Source organism: Rhizobium sp. Leaf453 (assembly GCF_001425605.1).
Classification (GTDB): domain Bacteria; phylum Pseudomonadota; class Alphaproteobacteria; order Rhizobiales; family Rhizobiaceae; genus Pararhizobium.
In genome coordinates, this window is the sequence record NZ_LMRG01000012.1 from 167,032 (window position 1) to 192,626 (window position 25,595).

General features: G+C 61.7%; 26 protein-coding genes. 22 read left to right on the top strand and 4 right to left on the bottom strand.

Annotated features, from left to right (window positions below; all coding sequences use genetic code 11):
• Nucleotides 1–19 precede the first annotated feature (19 nt).
• From glnT to dhaK, 15 genes are all read left to right on the top strand, one after another.
• Nucleotides 20–1,327, top strand: a complete 1,308-nt coding sequence (glnT, locus tag ASG68_RS14325) for a type III glutamate--ammonia ligase (RefSeq protein WP_062583846.1) — start codon at nt 20–22, stop codon at nt 1,325–1,327.
• Between the two features lie 162 nt (nt 1,328–1,489).
• Nucleotides 1,490–2,374 (top strand): formyltetrahydrofolate deformylase, encoded by an 885-nt coding sequence (gene purU / locus ASG68_RS14330; RefSeq protein ID WP_062583847.1) that lies wholly within the window; start codon nt 1,490–1,492, stop codon nt 2,372–2,374.
• Nucleotides 2,375–2,801: 427 nt separating this feature from the next.
• A complete protein-coding gene (locus tag ASG68_RS14335; protein ID WP_062583848.1) occupies nt 2,802–4,127 on the top strand; it encodes an ABC transporter substrate-binding protein in 1,326 nt (441 codons plus the stop codon).
• A gap of 102 nt (nt 4,128–4,229) precedes the next feature.
• A complete protein-coding gene (locus ASG68_RS14340) occupies nt 4,230–5,174 on the top strand; it encodes a carbohydrate ABC transporter permease (RefSeq protein ID WP_413814019.1) in 945 nt (314 codons plus the stop codon).
• The gene (locus ASG68_RS14345) at nt 5,171–6,124 is read left to right on the top strand and encodes a carbohydrate ABC transporter permease (protein ID WP_062583849.1); all 954 of its coding nucleotides are present in this window, start codon (nt 5,171–5,173) and stop codon (nt 6,122–6,124) included. Before ASG68_RS14340 ends, ASG68_RS14345 begins: the two co-directional genes overlap by 4 nt.
• Nucleotides 6,121–6,324, top strand: coding sequence for a hypothetical protein (locus ASG68_RS14350; RefSeq protein WP_062583850.1), 204 nt, complete (start codon nt 6,121–6,123; stop codon nt 6,322–6,324). Before ASG68_RS14345 ends, ASG68_RS14350 begins: the two co-directional genes overlap by 4 nt.
• Before the next feature lie 3 nt (nt 6,325–6,327).
• A complete protein-coding gene (locus tag ASG68_RS14355) occupies nt 6,328–7,425 on the top strand; it encodes an ABC transporter ATP-binding protein (protein ID WP_062583851.1) in 1,098 nt (365 codons plus the stop codon).
• Nucleotides 7,418–8,428: an ABC transporter ATP-binding protein gene (locus ASG68_RS14360; protein ID WP_062583852.1), complete on the top strand. Its 1,011-nt coding sequence runs from the start codon at nt 7,418–7,420 to the stop codon at nt 8,426–8,428. Before ASG68_RS14355 ends, ASG68_RS14360 begins: the two co-directional genes overlap by 8 nt.
• A 72-nt stretch (nt 8,429–8,500) precedes the next feature.
• Nucleotides 8,501–10,147 carry a dihydroxyacetone kinase subunit DhaK gene (locus tag ASG68_RS14365; RefSeq protein ID WP_062584039.1) on the top strand — a complete coding sequence of 549 codons (1,647 nt, stop codon included), beginning with the start codon at nt 8,501–8,503 and terminating at the stop codon, nt 10,145–10,147.
• Nucleotides 10,144–10,776 (top strand): dihydroxyacetone kinase subunit DhaL, encoded by a 633-nt coding sequence (dhaL, locus tag ASG68_RS14370; RefSeq protein ID WP_062583853.1) that lies wholly within the window; start codon nt 10,144–10,146, stop codon nt 10,774–10,776. Before ASG68_RS14365 ends, dhaL begins: the two co-directional genes overlap by 4 nt.
• On the top strand, nt 10,773–11,174 hold the full coding sequence (gene dhaM, locus ASG68_RS14375; RefSeq protein ID WP_062583854.1) for a dihydroxyacetone kinase phosphoryl donor subunit DhaM: 402 nt from the start codon (nt 10,773–10,775) through the stop codon (nt 11,172–11,174). The genes dhaL and dhaM overlap by 4 nt, the downstream gene beginning before the upstream one ends.
• Nucleotides 11,171–11,515, top strand: a complete 345-nt coding sequence (locus ASG68_RS14380; protein ID WP_082478438.1) for an HPr family phosphocarrier protein — start codon at nt 11,171–11,173, stop codon at nt 11,513–11,515. Before dhaM ends, ASG68_RS14380 begins: the two co-directional genes overlap by 4 nt.
• Nucleotides 11,499–13,082 carry a putative PEP-binding protein gene (locus tag ASG68_RS14385; protein ID WP_062583855.1) on the top strand — a complete coding sequence of 528 codons (1,584 nt, stop codon included), beginning with the start codon at nt 11,499–11,501 and terminating at the stop codon, nt 13,080–13,082. Before ASG68_RS14380 ends, ASG68_RS14385 begins: the two co-directional genes overlap by 17 nt.
• On the top strand, nt 13,082–13,492 hold the full coding sequence (locus ASG68_RS14390) for a hypothetical protein (RefSeq protein ID WP_062583856.1): 411 nt from the start codon (nt 13,082–13,084) through the stop codon (nt 13,490–13,492). The genes ASG68_RS14385 and ASG68_RS14390 overlap by 1 nt, the downstream gene beginning before the upstream one ends.
• Nucleotides 13,493–13,570: 78 nt before the next feature.
• Nucleotides 13,571–14,566 carry a dihydroxyacetone kinase subunit DhaK gene (gene dhaK, locus ASG68_RS14395; protein ID WP_062583857.1) on the top strand — a complete coding sequence of 332 codons (996 nt, stop codon included), beginning with the start codon at nt 13,571–13,573 and terminating at the stop codon, nt 14,564–14,566.
• A gap of 6 nt (nt 14,567–14,572) precedes the next feature.
• Here the strand turns inward: dhaK and ASG68_RS14400 are convergent, their stop codons facing one another.
• Nucleotides 14,573–15,904, bottom strand: a complete 1,332-nt coding sequence (locus tag ASG68_RS14400; protein WP_062609877.1) for an NAD(P)/FAD-dependent oxidoreductase — start codon at nt 15,902–15,904, stop codon at nt 14,573–14,575.
• Nucleotides 15,905–15,997: 93 nt separating this feature from the next.
• Complete coding sequence (locus tag ASG68_RS14405; RefSeq protein ID WP_062583859.1) at nt 15,998–17,032, bottom strand: LacI family DNA-binding transcriptional regulator; 1,035 nt, start codon at nt 17,030–17,032, stop codon at nt 15,998–16,000.
• A gap of 138 nt (nt 17,033–17,170) precedes the next feature.
• Here ASG68_RS14405 and ASG68_RS14410 point away from each other — a divergent pair, with 138 nt between their 5' ends.
• The 7 genes from ASG68_RS14410 to ASG68_RS14440 all read left to right on the top strand — a co-directional run bounded on the left by ASG68_RS14410 (nt 17,171) and on the right by ASG68_RS14440 (nt 23,822).
• On the top strand, nt 17,171–18,196 hold the full coding sequence (locus ASG68_RS14410) for a Gfo/Idh/MocA family protein (RefSeq protein ID WP_274534222.1): 1,026 nt from the start codon (nt 17,171–17,173) through the stop codon (nt 18,194–18,196).
• A gap of 13 nt (nt 18,197–18,209) precedes the next feature.
• Nucleotides 18,210–19,112 carry a sugar phosphate isomerase/epimerase family protein gene (locus tag ASG68_RS14415; RefSeq protein ID WP_062583861.1) on the top strand — a complete coding sequence of 301 codons (903 nt, stop codon included), beginning with the start codon at nt 18,210–18,212 and terminating at the stop codon, nt 19,110–19,112.
• A 98-nt stretch (nt 19,113–19,210) separates the two neighbouring features.
• Nucleotides 19,211–20,443 (top strand): ABC transporter substrate-binding protein, encoded by a 1,233-nt coding sequence (locus ASG68_RS14420; protein ID WP_062583862.1) that lies wholly within the window; start codon nt 19,211–19,213, stop codon nt 20,441–20,443.
• A gap of 107 nt (nt 20,444–20,550) precedes the next feature.
• Entirely contained in the window at nt 20,551–21,453 is a 903-nt protein-coding gene (locus ASG68_RS14425; protein ID WP_062583863.1) for a carbohydrate ABC transporter permease, read from the top strand.
• On the top strand, nt 21,450–22,277 hold the full coding sequence (locus ASG68_RS14430) for a carbohydrate ABC transporter permease (RefSeq protein WP_062583864.1): 828 nt from the start codon (nt 21,450–21,452) through the stop codon (nt 22,275–22,277). The genes ASG68_RS14425 and ASG68_RS14430 overlap by 4 nt, the downstream gene beginning before the upstream one ends.
• Nucleotides 22,274–23,341: an ABC transporter ATP-binding protein gene (locus ASG68_RS14435; RefSeq protein ID WP_062603254.1), complete on the top strand. Its 1,068-nt coding sequence runs from the start codon at nt 22,274–22,276 to the stop codon at nt 23,339–23,341. Before ASG68_RS14430 ends, ASG68_RS14435 begins: the two co-directional genes overlap by 4 nt.
• Before the next feature lie 73 nt (nt 23,342–23,414).
• Entirely contained in the window at nt 23,415–23,822 is a 408-nt protein-coding gene (locus ASG68_RS14440; RefSeq protein ID WP_062583865.1) for a winged helix-turn-helix domain-containing protein, read from the top strand.
• Here ASG68_RS14440 and modC read toward each other — a convergent pair.
• Complete coding sequence (modC, locus tag ASG68_RS14445; RefSeq protein WP_062583866.1) at nt 23,797–24,864, bottom strand: molybdenum ABC transporter ATP-binding protein; 1,068 nt, start codon at nt 24,862–24,864, stop codon at nt 23,797–23,799. The two genes, ASG68_RS14440 and modC, sit on opposite strands and share 26 nt — an antisense overlap.
• Nucleotides 24,861–25,562, bottom strand: coding sequence for a molybdate ABC transporter permease subunit (gene modB / locus ASG68_RS14450; protein WP_062583867.1), 702 nt, complete (start codon nt 25,560–25,562; stop codon nt 24,861–24,863). The genes modC and modB overlap by 4 nt, the downstream gene beginning before the upstream one ends.
• Between the last annotated feature and the right edge of the window lie 33 nt (nt 25,563–25,595).

Consider the following 25,595-nt stretch of genomic DNA (forward strand, 5'->3'; position numbering starts at 1 on the left):
TAATCCAAAGGGGAACACAGTGACACTCGATCTTTCGACCTATGCCAAGGAACGCGGCATCAAATATTTCATGATCAGCTATACCGACCTGTTCGGCGGCCAGCGCGCCAAGCTGGTTCCGGCACAGGCCATCGCTGACATGCAGGCCGATGGCGCTGGTTTCGCAGGGTTTGCCACCTGGCTCGATCTGACGCCCGCCCATCCCGATCTCTTCGCCTTGCCCGATGCATCCTCCGTCATCCAGCTTCCCTGGAAGAAGGATGTTGCCTGGGTCGCCGCCGATTGCGTCATGGACGACAAGCCGGTCGATCAGGCGCCGCGCGTGCTTTTGAAAAGGCTGATCGACGAGGCCGCCAAGGAAGGCCTGCGGGTCAAGACCGGCGTCGAGCCGGAATTCTTCCTGATCTCGCCGGACGGTTCAGTAATTTCCGACCAGTACGATACGGCGGAAAAGCCCTGCTACGACCAGCAGGCGGTCATGCGCCGCTACGACGTCATCGCCGAAATCTGCGATGCGATGCTGGAACTCGGCTGGAAGCCCTACCAGAACGATCATGAGGATGCGAACGGCCAGTTCGAGATGAACTGGGAATATGACGACGCGCTGCAGACGGCCGACAAGCATTCCTTCTTCAAGTTCATGGTCAAATCGATCGCTGAAAAGCATGGGCTGCGAGCAACGTTCATGCCCAAGCCCTTCAAGGGCCTGACGGGCAATGGTTGCCACGCGCATATCTCGGTCTGGGATCTCGACGGCAAGACCAACGCCTTCGCCGACAAGGCGATGCCGTTCGGTCTCTCCGCAAAAGGCCGCACCTTCCTCGGCGGCATCATGAAACATGCCTCGGCGCTCGCCGCCGTCACCAATCCGACCGTCAATTCCTACAAGCGCATCAATGCGCCTCGGACGATCTCGGGTGCCACCTGGGCTCCGAACTCGGTGACCTGGACCGGCAACAACCGCACCCACATGGTGCGCGTACCTGGCCCTGGACGCTTCGAGCTTCGTCTTCCCGACGGCGCGGTCAATCCGTATCTGCTGCAGGCGATCATCATCGCGGCTGGCCTCTCGGGTCTGCGCACGAATGCCGATCCCGGTCCCCATCATGATATCGACATGTACAAGGACGGGCATACGGTCAAGGATGCCCCGAAGCTGCCGTTGAACCTCTTGGACGCGCTGCGCGCCTATGACAAGGACGAGGAACTGAAGGCGGCGCTTGGCATCGAATTCTCCGCGTCCTACCTGAAGCTCAAGCATATCGAGTGGAACAACTACGCCTCCCAATTCACCGAATGGGAGCGTCAGACGACGCTCGATATCTGAGCGCCGTCTGACGTTCGAAGATGAGAAGAGACGACATGGCCTGTTCCTGCTATCCGATGTCGCGAAACGGATGGACGGGCAGGCCAGCGTCGCGATAGCTTCCATTTCACGATGCTGGGCCGGGAGGGCCAGCCAAGACCTCAAGCCAAGAGACTGAGACCCATGAAAAGCTACGTCCTGACCGTATCCTGCAAGTCCACGCGCGGCATTGTTGCTGCGATCACGGGTTATCTTGCGGAAGAGGGTTGTTACATCTCCGACAGTTCGCAGTTCGACGATCTGGAAACGGGCCTGTTCTTCATGCGCCTGACCTTCATCAGCCAGGAAGGTGCGTCGCTGGAAAAGCTGGAGGCAGGCTTCGAGGCGGTGAAGGCGAAGTTCGGCATGGTTGCCGATATCCGCGACAGCGAGCACCGGATGAAGGTGCTGTTGATGGTGTCGCGTTTTGGCCATTGCCTCAACGACCTGCTGTATCGCTGGAAGATCGGCGCGCTACCGATCGATATCGTCGGCGTCGTCTCCAACCATTTCGACTATCAGAAGGTGGTGGTGAACCACGACATCCCGTTCCATCATATTCCGGTGACCAAGGCCAACAAGGCGCAGGCGGAAGCCCGGATGATGGACGTGGTCGAACAGACGGGCACGGAACTGATCGTGCTGGCGCGCTACATGCAGATCCTGTCGGATGCGATCTGCCAGAAGATGTCCGGCCAGATCATCAACATCCACCACTCGTTCCTGCCGTCGTTCAAGGGGGCGAACCCCTACAAGCAGGCCTATGAACGCGGCGTGAAGTTGATCGGCGCGACGGCGCACTACGTCACTGCCGATCTCGACGAAGGTCCGATCATCGAGCAGGACATTGCCCGCATCACCCACGCGCAGTCGGCGGAGGACTATGTCTCGATCGGCCGTGACGTCGAAAGCCAGGTTCTGGCGCGTGCGGTTCACGCCCATATCCACCACCGCACCTTCATCAACGGCAACCGCACCGTCGTTTTCCCGGCCAGCCCGGGCTCTTATGCCTCCGAGCGCATGGGCTGATTCCAGGCCGCTTCGCAGCATTTTTGCCTTTTCCGGTTCTACATCCCCGAATGCCCGGCATTCGGGGATGTTTTGTTTTGATCATCTCGATCCTTGCCTTTCCGACTGAACTATTTGTTTAGTCGCATATATTTCTAATAAAGCGCCGTTTTCGCCACGTTGATGCGATATCGTTGTGCATCGCAGCAACGATTGTCTCTTGTCATGTTTAGTAAATTGATTATCACTAAACATATTGCTCAACATGGCGGGTGTGAGGCCGATGAGCGAAGGGCGGGGAGCTCAGTAAAATTCAAAGTGGGACGGTCCCCGGCAGGTGACAGTAGCGCTGGTGTGCATCTTCGGCAGCGAGGACGCGTATCCGCGTGAAGGCAGTCGGAATTCGCGAAGACGGCGTGGTGCCGGCTTCTGTATCTGGGAGGATTACATGCGGAAATTGACCAAGGCCCTGTTGGGGGCGACAACTGCTCTGACGATCTCGACCGCCATGCCGGCGGTGTCGCAGGCGGCGGAACTGACCTTGTGCTGGGCGGCCTGGGATCCGGCAAACGCGCTGGTGGAACTGTCCAAGGACTTTACGGCCCAGACCGGCACGGAGATGAAATTCGAGTTCGTGCCATGGCCGAACTTCGCCGATCGCATTCTCAACGAACTCAATTCCGGCGGCAAGCTCTGCGACCTCCTGATCGGCGACAGCCAGTGGCTCGGCGGTTCGGCCGAAAATGGCTACTATGTGAAGCTCAACGATTTCTTCGACAAGGAAGGGATCAAGATGAGCGACTTCGCCGAAGCCGCCGTCAATGCCTATGCTACCTGGCCAAAGGGAACGCCGAACTATTGGGCGCTGCCGGCGATGGGCGATGCCAATGCCTGGTTCTATCGCAAGGACTGGTTCGCCAAGCCGGAACTGCAGGCCGAGTTCAAGAAGCAGACCGGCCGCGACCTCGCCATTCCGACCACATGGCCCGAACTGATCGAGACGGCGAAGTTCTTCAACGGCAAGGAAATCGACGGCAAGAAGGTCTACGGAGCGGCTATCTTCACCGAGCGCGCATCGGAAGGCATCACCATGGGCGTCACCCAGGCGCTCTATGCCAATGGCTTCAAGTACGAGAAGACGGCCGGCAAATACGACATGGACGGTGCCGTCAATTCGCCGGATGCTGTGAAGGGGCTCGAAGAGTACAAGGAACTCTACAAGTGCTGCACGCCGCCCGGTTACACCGACGCCTATATGGGTGAAACGCTCGATGCGTTCAAATCCGGCCAGGCGGCGATGGCGATGAACTGGTTCGCCTTCTTCCCCGGCCTTTACAAGGACGAGAATGTTGGTGGCGACAAGATCGGCTTCTTCGTCAATCCGAAGGGCACGACAGCCGCTTCGACGCTCGGCGGGCAGGGCATCTCGGTCGTCGCCAACACCGACAACATGGACGGCGCGCTCGCCTATATCAAATGGTTCGCGCAGCCCGACGTGCAGAAGAAGTGGTGGTCGCTCGGCGGCTATGCCGTGCACAATGCGGTCCTGAACGATCCCTCCTTCAAGGACAGCCAGCCGTTCGCCGCAGACTTCCTCGTCGCGATGAACCAGGTCCAGGATTTCTGGCAGGAACCGTCCTACGCCATCCTGCTGCAGGCCATGCAGAAGCGGATGCACGATTATGTCGTCGCCGATCAGGGCACGGCGCAGGAAGCGCTCGACGGGCTGGTCAAGGATTGGGCCGAGATCTTCGGGGATGAGGGCAAACTCTGATTTCCTCCCGGTGGGGCCGTCCGGCGTGCGCGCCGGGCGGCCTTGTTGACGACGACACCCTGATTGCAGGTGAATTTCGTGACCGATACCAATACGACGATCATGGACAAGGCGACGGAGCGGATGGTGCATGCGACCCCGATGTCACTCGCCCGCCGCGTGCGAGGCCTTTCCGACCGGGCGATCGCCTGGCTCTTCATCGCCCCGACCATCCTCCTGCTGCTGGCGATCAATATCTTTCCGCTGATCTGGGCGGTGCGGCTCTCCTTCACCAACTACCGCGCCAACCGGCCGAATGCGGTCGTCGAAGGCGTCGGGCTGACGAATTACCAGCGGGTTCTCAATGATCCCGACATCTGGATCGCCATGCAGACGACGGCGCACTTCGTGTTCTGGACCATCATCCTTCAGACCCTCATCGGCTTCTCGCTGGCCTATCTGATCGACCGGAAATTCAAGGGACATGCCTTCTGGACGACCGTGATCCTGATCCCGATGATGCTGTCGCCAGCGGTGGTGGGCAATTTCTGGCGCTTCCTCTATCAGCCGCAGATCGGCCTGTTCAACTATATCGTCTCCTATGCCACTGGCGTTCCGCCCTCCTCGTTCGAGATGCTGGGTGCGGTGTCGCTGGCGCCCTGGTCCATCATCATCGTCGATACCTGGATGTGGACACCCTACGTCATGCTGATCTGCCTCGCGGGTCTGCGCTCCATACCGGATTACATCTATGAGGCGGCGGAGGTGGACCGGGCATCGGCCTGGCGGCAATTCTGGTCGATCACCATACCGATGGCGCTGCCCTTCATCATGCTTGCGGTGCTGTTCCGCGGCATCGAGAATTTCAAGATGTTCGACATGGTCATGTTGCTGACAGGCGGCGGACCGGGCTCGACCACGGAAGTTGCCTCGATCACCCTCAAGCGCGAAGCCTTCGAAAGCTGGCGCACCGGGCGGGCATCCTCCTTCGCCATCATTCTCTTCGTCGCCGTCTTTGGCCTCGCCAATATCTACGTCAAGGCTTTGAACAAGGTGAAGCAGAGATGAGCAACGCAACAACAGCCCATTCCGTTGTCGAGCCCAGCAGCACGAGCAAGCGCATCGCCGGCTTCATCGTCATTCTCTATGCCGTGATCACCATGGTGCCGCTGGCCTGGATCTTCCTCACCAGCATCAAGTCGCCGCCGGATTCGATCAGCTATCCGCCGAAGATCGTCTTCCAGCCGACGCTCGAAGGCTATTGCAACCTCTTCACGACCCGCACGCGCCAGACGCCGGAATATATCCAGTCGCTCGGGCCACCAACCTCGACTTGCGACGAGATCACCCGCAGCCGCAACATGGTGATCGCCGGACCGTCCAATTACTGGCCCCGCTTCACCAACTCGATGGTCATCGCCTTCGGTTCGACCTTTCTTGCGGTGTTTCTCGGCACGCTGGCGGCCTATGGCTTCTCCCGCTTCCGCGTTCCGCTGGCCGACGATCTCCTGTTCTTCATCCTGTCGACCCGGATGATGCCGCCGATCGCGGTGGCGATCCCGATCTACCTGATGTACCGCGAACTCGGCCTGTCCGACACGGCACTCGGCATGATCCTGCTCTACACCGCCGTCAACGTTTCGCTGGCCGTCTGGCTGCTCAAGGGCTTCATCGACGAAATCCCGCGGGAATACGAAGAGGCAGCGATGATCGACGGCTATACGCGGCTACAGGCCTTCCGCAAGGTCGTGCTCCCGCAGGCGACCACCGGTATCGCCGCCACCGCCATCTTCTGCCTGATCTTTGCCTGGAACGAATATGCCTTCGCGGTTCTCCTGACCTCCGGCACCGCGCAGACGGCGCCGCCCTTCATCCCGACGATCATTGGCGAGGGTGGTATGGACTGGCCGGCGGTGGCTGCCGGAACGACCATCTTCCTCGTGCCGATCCTCGTTTTCACCATCCTCCTGCGCAAGCAGTTGCTGCGCGGCATAACTTTCGGAGCGGTGCGCAAATGACCGTGGAAACAACGAAACTGACGAAGAAACGGCCTTTCTTCTTCCGTCGCGGGCCGATGGAAAACATTGCGACGGCGCTGATCGCCATCGGCTTCCTGATGCTGTTCCAGCCGTTTGCGCTGATCCTCTATACCTATTCGCTGGTGGCGCTTCTGGTCGGCACCATCATGTTCATCATCGTGTCGAAATTTCCGGAGTGACCCATGGCTGAAATCCGGATCGAAAACCTGCGCAAGCAATTTTCCGACTTTGTCGCCGTGCAGGATTCCAGCTTTACCGTCGAGGACGGCGAGTTCCTGGCGTTGCTCGGGCCTTCGGGCTGCGGCAAGACGACGACACTCAGGATGATCGCCGGCCTCGAATTGCCCACCAGCGGCAAGATCTATCTCGACGGCGAGGACGTCACCTTCAACCGCGCCAGCGAGCGCGACATCGCCTTCGTCTTCCAGTTGTTCGCGCTCTATCCGCATATGAACGTGCGCAAGAATATCGGCTTTCCGCTGCTGTCGCAGGGTGTGCCAAAGGCTGAGATCAAGGCGCGGGTCGAGGAAACCGCGCGGCTCCTGCAGATCAGCCATATCCTCGATCGCTCCGTCTCCGGCCTGGCCGGCGGCGACCGCCAGCGTGTGGCTCTCGGCCGCGCCATCGTGCGGCGGCCGAAATGCTTCCTGATGGACGAGCCGCTCGGCACGCTCGATGCGGAATTCCGCGAGGTCATGGTGCATGAGCTGCGGGAGCTTCACAACCGCATCCATGCGACCACCGTCTATGTCACGCACGACCAGCATGAGGCGATGGCCATGGCCGACAAAATCGCCGTCATGAACCATGGTGTGATCGAACAGTTCGGGACACCGCAGGAAATCTACAATCGGCCGGCGTCGATGTATGTCGCCGATTTCATCGGCTCGCCACCGATGAACTTCCTGAAATTTACCTCGGGTCTTCAGATCGGTGCGCGTTCGGTTTCGGTTGACGGAGTGGAGATCGCTCTTCCTGAAGTTCGCCAGGACATGGCGGTGGGCGAACTGGCGCTCGGCGTGCGCCCGGAACACATCCGTTTCAGCGACAACTCGGCTCTTCGGGGTTCCGTCTACGGCGCCGAATATCTTGGTACGAACCAGATCGTCGCGGTCGAAACCGGCAAGGGACTGCTCAAGGCGCGCGTCTCGGCAGACCGCACCTTCCGGGTCGGCGAGACCGTCGGGCTCGAACTGAACAGCGAGAAACTGTCTCTGTTTGACTGCGCCTCCGGCCGCGCGGTCAAGTCTTCCCTTTACACGGAGGCCCGTCATGGCTGAGGTATCGCTGCAGAACATCTCCAAGACCTTCGGCGATACGGAGGCTGTGCGTAACCTGACGCTGACTATCCGCGATGGCGAATTCGTCGTGCTGCTCGGTCCAACTGGGGCGGGCAAGACCACGACGCTGCGTCTGATCGCCGGTTTGGAAAAGCCGGATAAAGGCCGCGTGACGATCGGCGGGCAGGACATGGCCGCTTCCGCGCCGGCTAGCCGCGACGTCGCCTTCGTCTTCCAGCAATATTCGCTCTATCCGCACCTGACGGTGTACGAGAACCTGGCCTTTCCGCTGCGGTCTCCGGCGCGACGGCTATCCAGGGAAGAGATCGACCGGCGCGTGCGCGATGTTGCGCGGATGGTGCGCATCGACCATAAGCTCGAAAACCGATCGACCCGGCTGTCCGGCGGGGAAATGCAGCGTGTCGCCATCGGCCGGGCGCTGGTGCGCAAGCCGTCGATCTACCTGATGGACGAGCCACTGTCCTCGCTCGACGCCAAGCTGCGCGGAGAGTTGCGGCTGGAACTGAAGCGCATCCAGAGCGAACTGGGATCGACCTTGCTCTATGTTACCCATGACCAGATCGAAGCCATGACCATGGCGGACCGGATCGGCATCCTCAACGAGGGTGAACTCGTCCAGCTCGGGACGCCGCGCGAAATCTACAGCAATCCCGTCAACCTGCATGTGGCGGCAAGGCTCGGCCAGCCGCATATCAATTTGATCCCGGAAGGACTGGTGCCGGGCGGCCAGCCGCCGCGCGGAACCAAGACGATCGGTGCGCGCACAGAGCATATTGAAATCCACGCGGGCAACGGCACGGCGAATGCGGAGATCGACTGGATCGAGCATCTGGGCGATCAGAGCCACCTGCACATGCGCATTGGCGGGCACAAGCTGGTGACACTCGCCAACCCCTATGTGCCGGTCATGCCGGGAGACAAGATCACCTTGATGTTGAAGAATCCGCTCTATTTCGGAGCGGACGGACAACGGCTTGTATAAACAAAACAGGGAGGTTGCATCCTCTAAGCCCCGGCGGAAGGATGCAGATCGATAACGGACTGGATGAATGCCATGAAACATTTCTTCAACCGCAGGGAAAGCATTGTCACCGAGGCTTTGGACGGCCTGTTGCGGACGTCGGCGCCGGGAACATTGGCGCGTCTCGACAGCTATCCGGATATCAAGGTGATCGTCCGGGCCGACTGGGACAAGTCCCGTGTCGCCGTGATTTCCGGCGGTGGCGCCGGTCATGAGCCCTCGCATGCGGGCTTTGTCGGCAGGGGCATGCTGACGGCCGCCGTGTCAGGCGAAATCTTCGCCTCGCCCAGTGTCGATGCCGTCCTGACCGCGATCCGCGCCGTGACGGGAAAACCGGGTTGCCTGCTGGTGGTCAAGAACTATACCGGCGACCGGCTGAACTTCGGTCTGGCTGCTGAAAAAGCGCGGGCCGAGGGCTTCGATGTCGAGATGGTCATTGTCGCCGATGATATCGCGCTTCCGGATATCAACCAGCCGCGCGGTGTTGCCGGTACGCTCTTCGTGCACAAGATCGCCGGGCATCTGGCTGAAGACGGCGGAAGCCTCGCCTCAGTTGCGGCCGCTGCGAAGGCTGCCGCTCTCGATATCGTGTCTTTGGGCGTGTCCTATTCCTCTTGCTCGATCCCCGGTCAGCCGTTTGAGGACAGGCTGGCGGACGACCAGGGCGAACTCGGTCTCGGCATCCATGGTGAGCCGGGTGTCGAGAAGATCACTGTCCAGAATGCTGACAGTATCATCGCTGTCATGGCCGAACGACTGTCGGCTGCCATGAAGGGCGACGGCGATTATGCTCTGCTGATCAACAATCTCGGCGCGGTGCCGCCCGTGGAAATGTCGCTGGTCGCCAATGCGGTTCTCGCGTCGCCGCTGGCCGCCCGCGTTGCGCTGACGGTCGGTCCGGCGCCGATGATGACCGCGCTGAACATGAACGGGTTCTCACTGTCGCTGATCCGGCTTGATGCCGAACGTCAGAAAGCACTATTGGCGCCGGTCGCGCCGCATGCCTGGTATCCGGCGGTGGTGCCGGGCAAGGTGGCGGTCCAGCCCGCTCCGAAGGCCGCCAGAACGGCGGCCGCAGCGATAGCGAGCCGGGATCCGGCCGTTGAACATGTCGTGACCACAATCTGCCAGCATCTGATCGGCCTGGAAGCGGACCTCAACCGGCTGGATGCCAAGGCGGGCGATGGCGATACCGGCTCGACGGTGGCGACCGGTGCCCGCAGCGTTCTGTCGCTCACTGCCAGCCTGCCGTTTGCCGACAGGGCGGCGCTTTTCGCTGTCATCGGCGAGACGCTGTCGACCGCCATGGGTGGTTCCAGCGGTGTCCTGCTGTCGATCTTCTTCACCGCCGCCGGCAAGGCGAGTGGGGACGGAGCAGCGCTTCCTGCGGCACTTCTCGCCGGCCTGGACCGCATGACCTTCTATGGTGGCGCACATCCGGGCGATCGGACCATGGTCGATGCGCTGTCCCCGGCGCTACAGGCGCTCGCCGGCGGTGGCGTTCGCGCTGCGGCGGATGCGGCACGAAAAGGCGCCGAGGCGACCAAGGCGATGCGCAAGGCCAAGGCAGGACGTTCCGCCTATATCGGCGAAAGCGACCTGAACGGCGTGATGGATCCCGGCGCCCATGCCGTCGCAGAAGTCTTCGCCGCCGTTGCCGGCATTCTGGAGCCGGCATGATCGCTGTGGAAGAGCCCCGGCCAGCCATCGACCATGCGGTGCTGACCAACCGTCTGATCGCGGCATGCCGGGATGTCATCGCCACACGGGAGGCCGATCTCTGCGATCTCGACCGCGCCATCGGTGACGGCGATCACGGCACGAACATGCGGCGCGGCATGGATGCGCTCGCAGCCGAAAGCCGTCAACTTGCAGCGATGCCGCTGTCCGAGGCGATGTCACGCGCCGGGACGATCCTGGTGATGAGCATCGGCGGCGCGGCGGGGCCGCTCTACGGCACGTTTCTGATGGAGTTGGGCGCTGCATTGCGCAATGTGGAGGCTTGGCCGGAAGCATTGCGGCGCGCCGTTGCAGCCGTTGCTCGGCGCGGCAAATCCGCCGCCGGTGAAAAAACGCTTCTCGATGTTCTTTACCCTCTCCGTGATGAGGTGGTAAGGCACACGCCTCTTCCCCTGCTGGCCCAGCGTGTTCAAGGTTTTGCCGAAATGACAATCGACATGCAGGCCATGCGCGGGCGGGCTTCGTTTCTCGGCGAGCGCTCGATCGGCCACATGGACCCGGGCGCGGCAAGCTGCGCGCTTCTGGCCGCCACGATCTGCCGGGAACTGGCTGAGGCAGGCATCGAATGACAGTCAACAGCGCGAATGTCGGCATCGTTATCGTCTCCCACTCTCCACTTGTCGCGAGGGGCGCGGCCGATATGGTGCGCCAGATGGTGGGAAACAGCGTGCCTTTGGCCTGGTGTGGTGGCAATCCTGCCGGCGGTCTCGGAACCGATACCGGCGCTATCCTCAAGGCAATCGATGAGGCTTGGTCTGAAGCCGGCGTGGCGATCTTCGTCGATCTCGGCGGTGCCGAAACCAACAGTGAAATGGCAGTGGAGCTGAGTGGCGAGGCGCGCGCGTCGCGCATCGTCATCTGCAATGCGCCGATTGTCGAGGGGGCCGTCATTGCCGCCGCCGAAGCATCCGGCGGTGCATCGCTCGCCAAGGTCGTGGCGACGGCGCAGGAGCTGTCGCCATCATGACGGACAACCGGCACGGCGCATTGAACGGTGTGGGTCCGGCAGGTGGCAATGCCTCCGTCGAGCTGCTGATCACCCATGGCGTCGGCCTCCACGCCCGTCCCTCGGTCGTCTTCACACGTCTGGCCAAGACCTTTCCCTGCACGATCGAGATCGAGGTCAACCGGTCGGGGCTCTGGCTGAATGCCAAGAGCATCGTCAAGGTGATGGGCGCGCGCATCCGCAAGGGATCGACGCTGCGGATCCGGGCTCACGGCCTGCGCGCCGACGAGGCCATCGCCATGCTCGAAGCCCTGTTCGTCAATGATTTCGCCGAGGAAAGACCCCATGTCCGGGGTGCTTAGGCTGCAGGGGCAGGGCAACGGGCAGGGATATGCCACCGGTCCCGCCTATGTCGCACCGGCGGCAATCAGGCCCGCCGAAAACCGGGCATCACCTTCCCTCGAATTTGATCTCCTGAATGCGGCCATCGCTGCAGCCGCCGTCGATCTCGAATCGCTGATGGCTCAGAGCGATCCGTTGAGCGCCGAGATCATCGAGTTCCAGGTGGAAATGCTGCGCGATCCGGCGATCGGCGACATGGCGCTGGAACATATCGGGCGAGGGCAGAATGCTGCGCTGGCGTGGGCGGCGGCGCTGGAAGACTATATTGCCGGCTTCGAGCTATCCGGCGATGACGATATCCAGGCGCGCGCGGTCGATGTCATCGACATTCGCGACAGAGTTCTCAGAGCACTCGAGGGAAGCCCGTCCGCCGATTTTCCGCCAGGCTCCATCTTTATCGGCAGGGACATGGCCCCCAGCCTGTTTCTCGGCCATGACTGGACGGGGGGCGGCGGCATTGTGCTCGAGGCGGGCAGCACCGCCAGTCACGTCGCGCTTCTGGCGCGGGCCAAGGGTGTGCCGATGGTGGTCGGGCTTGGCAGCTTAACCGTCGAGGCGGAAACGCCGGTGCTCGCGGATGGCGCGACCGGCGTTGTCGTGGTGCGTCCCGGCGATGACGATGTCGCTGCGGCCGCAAGCCGGAAGAGGACAGTTGCCGCGGCGGCATCGCCTGCATTTTCGCCGGTCAAGCCGACCCAAAATGGTCCGATCGAAGTGCTGGTCAATATCAGCGACATCTCGGAAATTCAGCGGCTCGATCCCGGTGCTTGCGACGGCGTAGGCCTGTTGCGAACGGAGTTTATTGTGCCCTCCGCCGATCTCCTCAATGAGCAAAAGCAGGTCGAGCTCTATCGGCAAGTGCTCGATTGGGCCGATGACAAGCCGGTCACCATTCGCCTTTTCGATCTCGGTGGCGATAAGCCGCTCGGCGGGTTCGGTCTGGATGAGCGTAATCCCTTTCTCGGTCTGCGTGGCATTCGGCTGCTACTAGCAAAGCCTGAAATCCTCAAGGTTCAGGCGAGGGCGCTGTTGCGGGCGGGAACGACGGGGGCTCTGAAGATTCTTTTGCCGATGGTTACTGTCCCAAATGAGGTTGCAGACACGCGGCGCCTCTTCGAAGAGGAGGCGGCAGCTCTTTCAACTCAGCAGATTGCTGTCCGTATGCCATCCATCGGCATGATGGTGGAGGTTCCCGCCGCTGCCATCATGCTTGATACATTCACATCAGCCGATTTCTTCTCGTTAGGGACGAACGATCTGGCGCAGTATCTCGCCGCCGCCGCTCGAGACAATTCATCTGTCGCCGGTCTCTACCATCAGGCAGAACCGGCCGTCTTGCGGCTGGTCGTTCAAGATGTTGCGACCGCCCGCAGCATGGGCAAGCCGATCGGGATCTGCGGCGATATGGCGGGAGACCCTGCCAGCCTGCCGGCGCTGCTGGCCACGGGGTTGACGCAGTTTTCGGTTGCCCCCGCGCAGCTCGACGCCGTAAGGACGAGCCTGATGCAGGCGAAGGTGGACGGCTGATGGCACGCGACGCGAACGAAGATGCCATCATGGCCTACAAGGCGATCCTGGCGGGGATCATCGACAACCGGCCATCCGGCACGCGTCAGCGCCTGGCCGTTGCGCTCGGCAAACATCGCAGTTTCGTTACCCAGATCACCAGTCCCGGTTATGCCACGCCGCTGCCTGCCCGGCATCTGGCGACGATCTTCCAGGTTTGTCATGTCAGCAAGGCCGAGCAGGATCGTTTCCTCGAAGCCTATCAACTGGCCCATCCCGGCAAGTTGCCGGATCTCGGCAATGCCGGTGGCTTGCGGCAACTGACGGTGATGGTCGCCGATTTCGGCGATGAGCGGAAGAACCGGATGCTGGACGAAGCCATCCAGGATTTCATCCAGAAGATCGTGCTGATCACCGGCGAGGGGGACTGATTTGGTCCATACTGATCCGCCGCGAACGGCACTGGAAAATTCGCCCTGCTTGGATACGATTGCGGCGGGGGACGGGAGATGAAGAAATTCATGAACGGCGCCGGTACGCTGGCGCAGGATTGCCTGGATGGGCTTGTCGCGGCGCATGGCGATATCGTCGTGTTCGGTGCGGATCGCAAGCATGTCCGCCGCCGCACGCTGCGCGCCGGCAAGGTTGCCATCATCTCCGGCGGTGGTGCCGGTCACGAGCCGATGCATACGGGCTTTGTCGGCCTGGGCATGCTCGATGCCGCCTGCACCGGCTATGTTTTCACTTCACCGACGCCGGACCAGATCGTTTCCGCCATCCACGAGACCGATACCGGCTCCGGCACCTTGCTGATTGTCAAGAATTACGACGGCGACGTCATGAATTTCGAAATGGCCGCTGAAATGGCGATGGCCGATGGAGCGCGCCGGATCGAGACGGTCATCGTCAGCGACGACATTGCCGTTGAGCGATCAACGCGCGGAACCGGCCGCCGCGGCGTTGCGGGTACGCTGGTGGTCGAGAAGATCGTCGGCGCGGCGGCTGAGGCCGGCATCTCCCTCGCGGAGTTGAAGACCCTCGGCGATACGGTCGTGGGCACGACCCGGACGATGGGGGTTGCGCTGAGGGGCACGACGGTGCCGCAGACGACACGTGAGACTTTCGTGCTCGGCCCCGACGAAATGGAGATCGGCGTCGGCATTCATGGCGAACCGGGACGAGCGCGTGCGCAATTGGGCGAGGCGTCGTCGATCGTGACCTTGATCTGCGACCAGATCCTGAACGATTTCGGCGGTCTGTCCGGTCAGTCGATCCTGCTGTTCGTCAATGGGCTCGGCGGCACGCCGCTGTCGGAGCTTTACCTCGTTTTCGGCCTGGCGCGGACATTTCTCGAAGCGCACGGCGTCACCATCAGCCGCAGCCTTGTCGGAACCTATGTCACCTCGCTCGACATGGCGGGCGTGTCCATCACGGTGACCGTGCTCGATGATCGCCTGATGGAACTCTGGGACGCGCCGGTGCAGACGGCGTCGCTGCGCTGGTAGAACCGCTCAGACCGGCGGCGCGATCTCAAGCGGCGTGCCGTCTGAAAATCGGCTGAAACGGAACGGGACGGGATCGACAATCGGCGTGTCGCCGGTGACGAGGTCGGCGACCAGATGTCCGGCCCCGGGGCCGATGCCGAAACCATGACCGCAAAAGCCGGTGGCAATGATGAGTCCCGGCACGTCGTCGTGCTTGGAAATCACCGGAACGGCATCAGGCGTGACGTCGATCAGGCCGGCCCAAATGTGCTGCACCTGCGCATTGCGAAGAACCGGTATGGCGTCAGCCGCTGCCTGCAGCGCTTTCAGCCCGGATTTGGCATCCGGCTTCGGGTCGAGGATGCGATGGCGCTCGAAGGCGCCGGGCCTGTCGAGGGGAACGGCGGAAATCTCGAACAGTTCCTGCCAGCTGCGGGCACTGAGGCCGACCTGAACCGCTTCCCCTTCGGCCTTTCTGGCCGGCTGGAAATCCCGGAAGAAGGCAAAGCTGTCCGGCACCAGCGCGTGCAGGTTGATGCCACCGTTGGCGATCGTATAGCCGCCGTCGAGGCGTTTCCGATAGGCGTAAGTGCTTGCGGCACCAGCGCCATCCGGTCCGCCGGTGATCGGACCCGTCCGCAGCACGGTGTTGCGCACCTTCAGTTGCGGCAGGCGGATATCCAGCCCCTTGCAGAACAGCCGCGACCATGCGCCACCCGCGAGCACGATGGACGATGTTTCGATCCGGCCTTTTTCCGTGATGACGGCGCTGATCCGCCCCGCGCTTTTCTCGATGCCGCGGACGGCACAGCCGGTGACGATACGGGCACCGGCCTTGCGGGCGCCGGCGGCGATGGCGGGCACGGCCTTCTGCGGCTCCGCGCGGGCATCGCTTGGCGTATACATCGCGCCCTTGTAGCGCTGCGTTGCGCCCGGCATCAGTGCTGCGGTGTCGTCCGTACCGATCGTGCGGGTATCGAGGCCATGCGCCTCAGCCAGTTTCAGCCACCGTGCCTGATTGGCGAGGTCTCTTTCGGTTTCCGCGATGTAGAGAATGCCCGAACGCCGAAAGCCGGTGTTCCCACCGATACGGGTATCGAGTGTGTCCCAGATTTTCAGGGCTTCGATGGCCAGCGGAATTTCGCGCCGGTCGCGGCCCATGACGCGGACCCAGCCCCAGTTACGGCTGGACTGTTCACCGCCCAGCGCGCCCTTTTCGCAGAGAACGACATCCACGCCGCGTTCGGCCAGAAACAGGGCGGTGCTCACCCCGATGATACCGCCGCCGATGACGACGGCACCGGCCGTTTTCGGAAGAGTCTGGTCGGTATCGGTGAGGTCGAGTGTGGGGCCGGGCATGGGGCTATGGTTCCGATTTCGAAAGCTGTGCCAACGGTTTGCACCGTCCGGCAGCGTTCTTCAAGTCGCGAAGACTGACCTGCCGTGATCGTGTCAGGCCGGCAGCGTGAACGCGTCGCTCTCGCCCTCGACGAGATCCTCGGTCCAGACTTTCCGCCGGTTCGCATCCGGATAGAAATGGCTGAAGGCCGGCATGGTGGCGAGCAGCGCCTCCGCCAGCGCGATGCCGAGATCACGCCGCGACAGCTTGAAGCCCGTGAGGCTGGGTGAGAGGAAATGCGACTGCGGGCTCTGGCGGCCGATGACGGCGATATCGCGCCCCGGCTTGACGCCGGCTTCGTTGAGACCGCGATAGAGGCCGAGCGCGATGGTTTCGTTGACCAGCAGGATGGCGGTCGGCCGCTCCTTCTTGGCAAGAAGTTGCCGGGCGATCTGATAGCCGCCCGCTTCGTTCGGCGTCGAACTGAAGATGAGGTCAGGATCGAGCGTCAGGCCATGCGCCTCGAGCGCCTTGCGGCTCTGGTCGATGAAGATATAGCCGAGATTGACATCGTCATGTGGCCGGGTGACGGCGATACGCCGATGTCCCTTCGCCACCAGCCGGTCGATCGAGATCTGCGCCATGCCTTCGAAATCGAGGTCGAGCCAGGGCTGACCGACATCGGTGAGGCTCCGCCCGAGTGTGACGAACGGAATCTTGCGCTTGGCCAGAAATTCGAAACGCGGATCGTGGCGCTGGGTTGCCGACAGGATCAGGCCATCGGCGAACCCGCGGGCAACGACGCGGCGGAGATAATCGTCCGGATCTTCCTCCGACGAGCAGAGCAGGGCGACGAGGTCGAGGTGGTGGCGAGCAAAGACCGTCTGCACGCCATCGAAGACGCTCATGAAGAACGTGTCGCCCTGGCCGGTGATCTCCGTGCCGGTCTGCATCATGAAGCCGATGATGTTGGTGGTGCCCTGGCGCAGGCTGCGGCCGGATTGGTTGGGCACATAGCCGAGTTCGGCAGCAGCTTCGAGCACGCGCTTTCGAGTTTCCTCGTTGACGTCAGGACGCCCGTTCAGCGCGCGAGACACCGTTCCGATCGAAATATCCAGATGCTGCGCAAGCCTGCGTATGCCCGTCATTCCAGCCGCTTCCACCGTGCGTTTTTCGCGTCCCAATGGCCCCTCTCTTGACACGTTTCAAAAATCGTTCATAGTACCGTAAACGTTTACGGTGATTGAAAAGGAGCGAAAACCGTAGATTTTGAGGAGGAGAATCCTATTTTGCGTGCAGTTTTGTGCGGGTGCGGAGCTATGGCCAAAGGATGGCTGAAGGCGATCGCGGATACCCCTGAAATCCGGTCCACTGTCCAGGTCGTCGGCCTCGTCGACGTCAATCCGGCGGCTGCCGAAAAGCTGGCCGGGGAGTTCGGCCTGACCGATGCCGTCATCGGTTCGGATCTGGCGGATGTCCTGTCGAAATCCTCCGCCGATCTCGTCTTCGACGTTGTCATCCCGTCCGCCCGTCATGACGTCGTTTCAACCGCGCTGGCACATGGATGCCATGTGCTGAGCGAGAAACCGATGGCCCCGTCTATAGAAGAAGGGCGTTCGCTGATCGCCCGCTCCGAGGCCGCAGGGAAAATCCATGCCATCGTCCAGAACCGCCGGTTCATCTCCGGCATCCGCCGTATCCGCCGGCTGATCGAAAGCGGAGCGCTCGGCGATCTCACGGCCATTCATTGCGATTTCTTCATCGGCGCGCATTTTGGTGGGTTCCGCGAGCAGATGGACAATGTGCTGCTGCTGGACATGGCGATCCACACGTTCGACGCCGCCCGTTTCGTCGCCGGCAAGGTACCGGTCGCGGTCTATTGCCACGAGAGCAATCCACGCGGCTCCTGGTATGCCCATGGCGCCGCGGCCAATGCGATCTTCGAATTTTCTGATGACGTGACCTTCACCTATCGCGGTTCCTGGAGCGCGGAAGGGGCCAATACCAGCTGGGAAAGCCAGTGGCGGATCATCGGCACGAAGGGCACGCTGCTCTGGGATGGCGCCGACAATTTCCAGGCGGGCGTCGTCGCAGGTCCGGATGGATTCTTCCGCCCGATCGAGCCGATCGACGTGCCGACGCCGGCCGATGAGGCACAGACCCATGGCCATGCCAGCGTCATTGCCGATTTCCTCAAGGCCATCCGGACCGGCGAAAAGCCGGAAACGGTGAGCACTGACAATATCAACAGCCTTGCCATGGTGTTCGCGGCGATCGAAAGCGCCCGAACCCGGCAGCGCGTTACCCTATGAACAGGACAGTTTCATGAGCAATCCGGCAAAATCCATCCGCATCGGCACGATGGTCAGCGGCAACAAGGGCGATGCGGCCAAGCGTATCGGCGATATCGCCGGTCTGGGCTTCGAAAGCTTCGAGCCCTTCTTCTGGCAAACGACCAACGGCCAGAACCTGGCCGACCTCGGCAAGCGCTGTGTCGAGGCGATCGGGGACCGCGACATCACCATTTCGACGCTGGGCATGTTCGGCAATCCGTTGGAAACCGCCGAGATCGACCTCCAGACCCTGCAGGGCTGGAAGGATTGCATCGACAACGCCCATCATTTCGGCGCGACTTGCGTCGCCGGCTTCACCGGCCGTATCCGCAACAAGCCGCTGACCGAAAGCCTGCCGCGTTACAAGGAAATCTGGAGCGATCTCGCCAAGCGTGCCGCCGACAAGGGCGTGAAGATCGCATTCGAGAATTGCGCGATGGATGGCAACTGGGCGACTGGCGACTGGAACATTGCTCACAATCCGGATGCCTGGGAACTGATCTTCAACGAGACGCCGGACGATCATATCGGGCTCGAATGGGAGCCGTGCCACCAGATGGTCTATCTCATCGATCCGCTGCCGCAGATCCGCAAATGGGCGAAGAAGATCTTCCACGTCCATGGCAAGGACGCGACCATTCGCTGGGATGTCATCCGCGAGCACGGCATTTTCGGCAAGGAAAAATTCGTCTTCATGCGCACGCCGGGCTTCGGCGACACGAACTGGACCGACGTGATTTCCGAGCTGCGCCTTGCCGGCTGGTCCGGCTCCATCGATATCGAGGGCTGGCATGATCCGGTCTATCGAGATGCGCTGGAAATGACCGGCCAGGTGCATGGCCTGAACTATCTGAAGACGTGCCGGGGCGGCGATTTCGTCGTCGATCCGGTCTGAGGGATCGGGCCGGCCCGCCGGCCTGAAGGGACTGACATGACTGAGGAAGGCCGGCATGGAGGATGCCGGCCGAAAGGATCACCACAAGGAGGAAAATTATGGTTATCCGCAAATACGCACTCATCGGTGCGCTGGCGCTTGCAGGCGTTTCGATGTTCGGCCTCTCCGCAAAGGCAGAGGATGTGAAGCTGACAGTCTGGTCGCTCGACCGCGATATCCAGCCGGCCCCCAATCTGGTGGCGGATTTCAACAAGCTCAACAACGGCATCCAGATCGAATACCGGCAGATCCAGTTCGATGACGTGGTGAGCGAGGCCATGCGCGCCTTCTCCACCGGCCAGGCGCCCGACATCATCGCCATCGACAATCCGGAGCACGCGCTGTTTTCGTCGCGCGGCGCTTTCCTCGATCTCACCGACATGATCTCGAAATCGACCGTGATCAAGCCGGAAAACTATTTCCCCGGTCCGCTGAAATCGGTCGAATGGGATGGCAAATATTACGGCGTGCCGAAGGCGACGAATACGATCGCGCTCTACTACAACAAGGACATGTTCAAGGCGAAGGGTCTCGATCCCAACAAGCCGCCGCAGACCTGGGACGAACTGGTCGAGGATGCCCGCAAGCTGACCGATCCGGCTGCCAACGTCTATGGACTGGCTTTCTCGGCCAAGGCAAACGAGGAAGGCACGTTCCAGTTCCTGCCCTGGGCGCAGATGGGTGGCGGCAGCTACGAGAACATCAATTCCGAGGGAGCCGTGAAGGCGCTGGAGGTCTGGAAGACGATCATGGACGAGAAGCTCGCCTCGCCGGATACGTTGACGCGCGGCCAGTGGGATTCGACCGGCACGTTCAATTCCGGCAATGCCGCCATGGCGATCTCGGGCCCGTGGGAACTCGACCGCATGACGCAGGAAGCCAAGTTTGACTGGGGCGTGACATTGCTTCCGGTTCCAAAGGAGGGCGCCGAGCGCTCGTCGGCCATGGGCGACTTCAACTGGGCAATCTTCGCCTCGACCAAGCATCCGGAAGAAGCCTTCAAGGCGCTCGAATATTTCGCCTCGCAGGACGACAAGATGTTCGAGAAATATGGCCAGCTTCCGGCCCGTTCCGACATCACCATCCCGGCGACCGGTCAGGCGCTCAAGGATGCCGGTCTCAAGGTCTTCCTTGAACAGCTGAAATACGCCAAGCCGCGAGGCCCGCATCCGGAATGGCCGAAGATTTCCAAGGCGATCCAGGATGCCATCCAGGCAGCCCTGACCGGCCAGTCAACCGCCAAGGACGCGCTTGATCAGGCCGCCGAAAAGATCAAGGCTGTTCTGGGCTGATCTCCCGCACCGCCGGATGGCCTTCACTGGCCATCCACTGTTTCCTCCCGGAAGGGTCGGTTCGCGCGCGAATGCGCGGGCAACCCTGTCCGCGCATCGGAGGCCCCATGAAGAGGCTCCTTTCCAGTATCAGGGATGGCCGCGGTTTCGATATCGTGCTGGTCACTTTCCCGCTCGGTTTTCTGCTGCTGATGGCGGGCCTGCCGCTGCTCTACAACGTCCTGATGAGCTTCCAGGAGGTTGACATGTTCAGCCTCGGCACATTCTGGCGGCCCTTCGTCGGCTTCAAGAATTACGCCGATCTCTTCGCCCAGCCCGAAACCTGGCCCATCCTCGGCAACACCGCCCTGTTCGTCGTCGGTTCGATTGCCGGGCAGTTCATGATCGGCTTCGGATTGGCGCTGTTCTTCTGGGTGAACTTTCCCGGCGCCTCCTGGCTGCGCGGACTGTTCCTCGTGTCCTGGGTCATGCCCGGACTGGTCGTCGGCGCCATCTGGAACTGGATCCTGTCGGGCGATTTCGGCGTTCTGAATTTCATCCTGCGGGAAAGCGGCATCATCAGCGGCAACATCTTCTGGCGCTCCGATCCCAACTATTCGCTCTACGCTGTCATCATGGCCAATATCTGGCTGGGCACGGCCTTCAACATGATCCTGCTCTCTGTCGGTTTGGCGAGCATTCCCGGTGACCTATACGAGGCAGCCGAACTGGATGGCGCCAATGCCTGGCAGCGCTTCTGGACGATCACGCTGCCGATGATGCGCTCCACCATCGGCGCCATCATCGCGCTCGGGCTGATCTTCACGCTGCAGCAGTTCGACCTCTTCGCCTCGATCACATCAGGCGGGCCGAACAACTCGTCCAATGTTACCCAATACTGGGCCTGGGACCTGTCGTTTCGCCAGTACGATTTCGCCAAGGGCGCGACCATCTCCGTCATCATGATCGTCTTCGTCATGATCGCCGCGATCGTCTATGTCCGCTCCACACGTCATGAGGTGCGCGGATGAGCGAGACCAATCGCAACCGGCTGATGTTGGTGATCGCCATTCTCATGGCGGCCGTCTATCTGTTCCCGCTCTACTGGATGTACATCACCGCGCTGAAAAGCGGTTCGGAAATGTTCGCGACGCCGCCGAGCTTCTGGCCGTCGCAGCCGCAATGGGACACCTACCCCTTTGTCTGGGAAAGCCGGAACATGGGACGCTATCTCTGGAACTCGCTGGTCATTGCGTCGGGAGCCGTCGTGCTGATCACCGTGCTGGGCGTCGGCTGCGCCTATGTGCTCGCCCGCTACCGTAATGTCTGGGTCGATATCGGCCTGTTCCTGATCCTGATGCTGCAAGTATTGCCGGCCTCGCTGATGATCACGCCGATATTCGTCGGCTATTCGCAGCTCGGCATGCTGAACTATCCGCGACTCGCGGTGATCATCGCCATCGCCGCCAAGAGCATGCCGTTCTTCGTCGTGCTGGTGCGCGCAACTTTCATGGCGGTGCCGCAGGAACTGGAAGAGGCGGCGCTGGTCGATGGCAATTCGCGGGTCGGCGCCTTCTTCAACATCGTGCTGCCGCTTGCCCGCAACGGCATTCTTGTCAGCGCCATCCTGATCTTCATGCAGGCCTTCGGTGAGTTCGTCTATTCCAAGTCGATCATCCAGGCGGTGGAACTGCAGCCTGCCAGCGTCGGCCTCAATTCGTTCATGGGACCGAACACCAACGAGTGGAACCGGATCATGGCCTATGCCACGATCTACGTGACCCCCATCCTCGCCATCTTCGTGCTGCTGCAGCGGCGCATCGTCTCCGGCCTTACTTCGGGAGCCATCAAATGACCAAGCAGATCGAGCTCTCGGGCGTCAACAAATACTATGGCGCCTTCCATGCGCTGAAGAACATCGAGCTCAGCATCGAAAAGGGAACCTTTGTCGCCCTCGTCGGCCCCTCGGGTTGCGGCAAGTCCACGCTGCTGCGCTCGCTGGCCGGGCTCGAAAGCATTTCGACGGGTGACCTCAAGATTGCCGGCGAGCTCATGAACAACGTGCCGCCGCGCAAGCGCGACATTGCCATGGTATTCCAGTCCTATGCCCTTTACCCGCATATGACGGTGGAGCAGAACCTGACCTACAGCCTGCGCATTCGCGGCATCGGCAAGGCGGAGGCCAAGAAGGCGGCGGAAGAGGTCGCGGCAACCACTGGGCTTTCCCAGCTTCTCGGCCGCTATCCGCGCGAACTCTCGGGCGGCCAGCGCCAGCGCGTCGCCATGAGCCGCGCCATTATTCGTCACCCCAAGGCCTTCCTGTTTGACGAGCCCCTGTCGAACCTCGACGCGGCCCTGCGTGTTCACATGCGAAAGGAAATCCGCACGCTGCACGACCGGCTCGGCGCGACATCGGTCTACGTCACCCACGACCAGATCGAGGCGATGACGATGGCCGACCATGTTGTCGTCATGAAGGACGGCGTCATCGAGCAGCAGGGGGCGCCGCTGGAGCTTTACGACCGGCCGGCCAACAAATTCGTGGCCGGTTTCATCGGCTCGCCGGCAATGAATTTCGTGCCGGCCACGGTCGGCGCGGATGGCCGATCGCTGGCTGTCGATGTCGGCGAGAAGCAGACGATCCCGGTTGATCGGCAGCTGGAGCCGGGCCGTGTAGTGACGGCGGGATTGCGGCCGGAACATCTGCATTTCGTCGATCCGGGGCAGGGCGTGTTTCGCCTGCCGGTCGGCATTGTCGAAAGCACAGGGTCGGCGACCTATATCACCACCTCGACCGCGGCGGAGGTGACAATTGTCGAGACCTCGCGCCGATCGGTCAGGACCGGGGATATCATCGACATTTCCGTTCGCCCGTCCGATGTCCATGTCTTCGACGACAAGACCGGCGTGAGGATCTAATCGTCCGGCTGCTATACACCGGCGATCCGGCACGATAGTCTTCCGGAAAACGGAAGATGTCGTCGCTGATCGCATGAGCAAGAAAAACACCACGGAGCTGAACCCTGTTCTCAGGGTCGATTTCCCCCATGCCGAGCGGCTGGGTCGCGGCAAGATCATGCTGCTCGAACATATCCGCGAGACAGGGTCGATTTCCGCGGCGGGCCGGGCGATGGATATGTCCTATCGCCGCGCCTGGCTGCTCGTCAGCGCACTGAACCGGATGTTCGCTGAGGAGGCCGTCGCCTCGCAGCGCGGTGGAAAACAGGGCGGCGGCGCGGTGATTACCCCCTTCGGCGAAGAACTGATACAGCGGTTCCGAGCGATGGAGGCGAAGGCCGAGGCGGCCATGGCCGCCGAATTGGCCTGGCTCAACGAGAACCGCAACCCGGACCCGCAGCCTGCCGGCAAGGACGTCACAGATCCAGGGCAACACTCTTGATGATGGCATGCACCGGCTTGCCTGTCTGAAGCGCCAGTGCGTCGCGTGAGACGGTGGTGATGCGCGACACGATGGTCGCTCCACCGCAATCCAGCCGGATATCGACCATGCCTTGCGCCGCCTCGCCGATCTCGGTGATGACGGCGGGCAAGATGTTTAGCGCGCTCAGCCCTTCCGGCTTGCTGGTCGCGAGCATGACATCGCGGGCCGCGATCTGCAGCCGCACCGCTTTTCCAGCCGGGGCATCGAGATGGGGCACGACGATGCGCGTGCTACCGGCCCGGATCGTCGTGATCCGCTGATCGCCATCCGGCGCCTCCAGAACACCCTCGATCACGGCGCCCGCTTCCCGGCGGCTGACGGCGGGCGAGGGCTGGCTGAGGATAGTTGCCGCGTCACCGGAAGCGGAAACACGGCCGTTTTCCAGAATGATCACCTTGTTCGCCAGTCGTGCCACTTCGCTGACCGAATGGCTGACATAGACGATCGGAATGTCGGTTTCGTCGCGGATGCGCTCCAGATAGGGCAGGATTTCCGCCTTGCGATCCGCATCCAGCGCGGCCAGTGGTTCGTCCATTAGCAGCAGGCGAGGATTGGACAGCAGTGCCCGGCCGATGGCGATGCGCTGCTTCTCGCCGCCGGAGAGATTGGACGGAGAGCGGCCGAGAAGGGGAGCGACACCCAGCAGATCGACGATGCGGTCGAAGTCGGCCTGGCCTTCCTTCGCCGAGCCGAACCAACGGCCGTAGGTGAGATTGCGCCGGACGCTTAGATGCGGAAAGAGACGCGCCTCCTGAAAGACATAACCAAAGCGGCGCTTATGCGGCGGCACGAACACGCGCCTGTCGGTATCAACGAGAGCATCGCCGTTGAAGAGAAGGCGCCCGGTATCCGGCCTCAGCAGCCCGGCGATGATGTTGATCAGCGATGTTTTGCCCGATCCGGAACTGCCGAACAGGGCGGTGACCCCGCGATCGCAGGAGAAGGCTGCCTCGACGGAAAAGGAACCGAGTGTGTGCCGGATGTGGAGGACGAGGCTCATGCGGCATCCACCCGTTTGGCCGCAAGGTTCGCAAGGATTTCGGAGACCATCAGTGCCGCCATGGAAATGATGACGGAAATGATCGTCAGCCGGAACGCACCGGCGTCGCCACCGGGAACCTGGGTAAAGGTGTAGATCGCCGCCGACAGGGTTTGCGTCTCGCCGGGGATGTTGGAGACGAAGGTGATCGTCGCGCCGAACTCGCCCATCGCCTTGGCAAAGGCTATGATCATGCCGGCGATGATGCCTGGGATGATCAGCGGCAAAGTCACGGTCATGAACACCCAGGCGGGGCTGGCTCCCAGCGTGGACGCAGCCTGTTCCAGCTTGCGGTCAACGGCCTCGATAGACAGCCGGATACTGCGCACCATAAGCGGAAATGCCATGACGGCACAGGCAAGAGCCGCGCCCGTCCAGCGGAAGGAAAAGACGATGCCGGTATATTCGGCGAGAAAAGCGCCGATGGGGCCGCGCTTGCCAAAGAGGATCAGGAGCAGGAACCCGGTGACGACAGGAGGCAGCACGAGCGGCAGATGAACGATGCCGTTAAGGACGGATTTCCCCCAGAACCGGCCACGGGCGAGCAGCATCGCGATCGCGACGGCGAAGGGCAGGCTGGCGAGCATGGCGACGAGGGAAACGCGAAGGCTCAGGCGGATGGCCGTCCATTCCGCATCGCTTAAAACCAGCCAGTCCAAAATGCTTTGCTCCGTCGTTGACGGCAAGACGAT

Coding starts and splice junctions, on each gene's coding strand:
- purU (WP_062583847.1), top strand. CDS start 1,490: ATGAAAAGCTACGTCCTGACCGTATCCTGCAAGTCCACGCGCGGCATT.
- ASG68_RS14335 (WP_062583848.1), top strand. CDS start 2,802: ATGCGGAAATTGACCAAGGCCCTGTTGGGGGCGACAACTGCTCTGACG.
- ASG68_RS14340 (WP_413814019.1), top strand. CDS start 4,230: ATGGACAAGGCGACGGAGCGGATGGTGCATGCGACCCCGATGTCACTC.
- ASG68_RS14345 (WP_062583849.1), top strand. CDS start 5,171: ATGAGCAACGCAACAACAGCCCATTCCGTTGTCGAGCCCAGCAGCACG.
- ASG68_RS14350 (WP_062583850.1), top strand. CDS start 6,121: ATGACCGTGGAAACAACGAAACTGACGAAGAAACGGCCTTTCTTCTTC.
- ASG68_RS14355 (WP_062583851.1), top strand. CDS start 6,328: ATGGCTGAAATCCGGATCGAAAACCTGCGCAAGCAATTTTCCGACTTT.
- ASG68_RS14360 (WP_062583852.1), top strand. CDS start 7,418: ATGGCTGAGGTATCGCTGCAGAACATCTCCAAGACCTTCGGCGATACG.
- ASG68_RS14365 (WP_062584039.1), top strand. CDS start 8,501: ATGAAACATTTCTTCAACCGCAGGGAAAGCATTGTCACCGAGGCTTTG.
- dhaL (WP_062583853.1), top strand. CDS start 10,144: ATGATCGCTGTGGAAGAGCCCCGGCCAGCCATCGACCATGCGGTGCTG.
- dhaM (WP_062583854.1), top strand. CDS start 10,773: ATGACAGTCAACAGCGCGAATGTCGGCATCGTTATCGTCTCCCACTCT.
- ASG68_RS14380 (WP_082478438.1), top strand. CDS start 11,171: ATGACGGACAACCGGCACGGCGCATTGAACGGTGTGGGTCCGGCAGGT.
- ASG68_RS14385 (WP_062583855.1), top strand. CDS start 11,499: ATGTCCGGGGTGCTTAGGCTGCAGGGGCAGGGCAACGGGCAGGGATAT.
- ASG68_RS14390 (WP_062583856.1), top strand. CDS start 13,082: ATGGCACGCGACGCGAACGAAGATGCCATCATGGCCTACAAGGCGATC.
- dhaK (WP_062583857.1), top strand. CDS start 13,571: ATGAAGAAATTCATGAACGGCGCCGGTACGCTGGCGCAGGATTGCCTG.
- ASG68_RS14400 (WP_062609877.1), bottom strand. CDS start 15,904: ATGCCCGGCCCCACACTCGACCTCACCGATACCGACCAGACTCTTCCG.
- ASG68_RS14405 (WP_062583859.1), bottom strand. CDS start 17,032: ATGACGGGCATACGCAGGCTTGCGCAGCATCTGGATATTTCGATCGGA.
- ASG68_RS14415 (WP_062583861.1), top strand. CDS start 18,210: ATGAGCAATCCGGCAAAATCCATCCGCATCGGCACGATGGTCAGCGGC.
- ASG68_RS14420 (WP_062583862.1), top strand. CDS start 19,211: ATGGTTATCCGCAAATACGCACTCATCGGTGCGCTGGCGCTTGCAGGC.
- ASG68_RS14425 (WP_062583863.1), top strand. CDS start 20,551: ATGAAGAGGCTCCTTTCCAGTATCAGGGATGGCCGCGGTTTCGATATC.
- ASG68_RS14430 (WP_062583864.1), top strand. CDS start 21,450: ATGAGCGAGACCAATCGCAACCGGCTGATGTTGGTGATCGCCATTCTC.
- ASG68_RS14435 (WP_062603254.1), top strand. CDS start 22,274: ATGACCAAGCAGATCGAGCTCTCGGGCGTCAACAAATACTATGGCGCC.
- ASG68_RS14440 (WP_062583865.1), top strand. CDS start 23,415: ATGAGCAAGAAAAACACCACGGAGCTGAACCCTGTTCTCAGGGTCGAT.
- modC (WP_062583866.1), bottom strand. CDS start 24,864: ATGAGCCTCGTCCTCCACATCCGGCACACACTCGGTTCCTTTTCCGTC.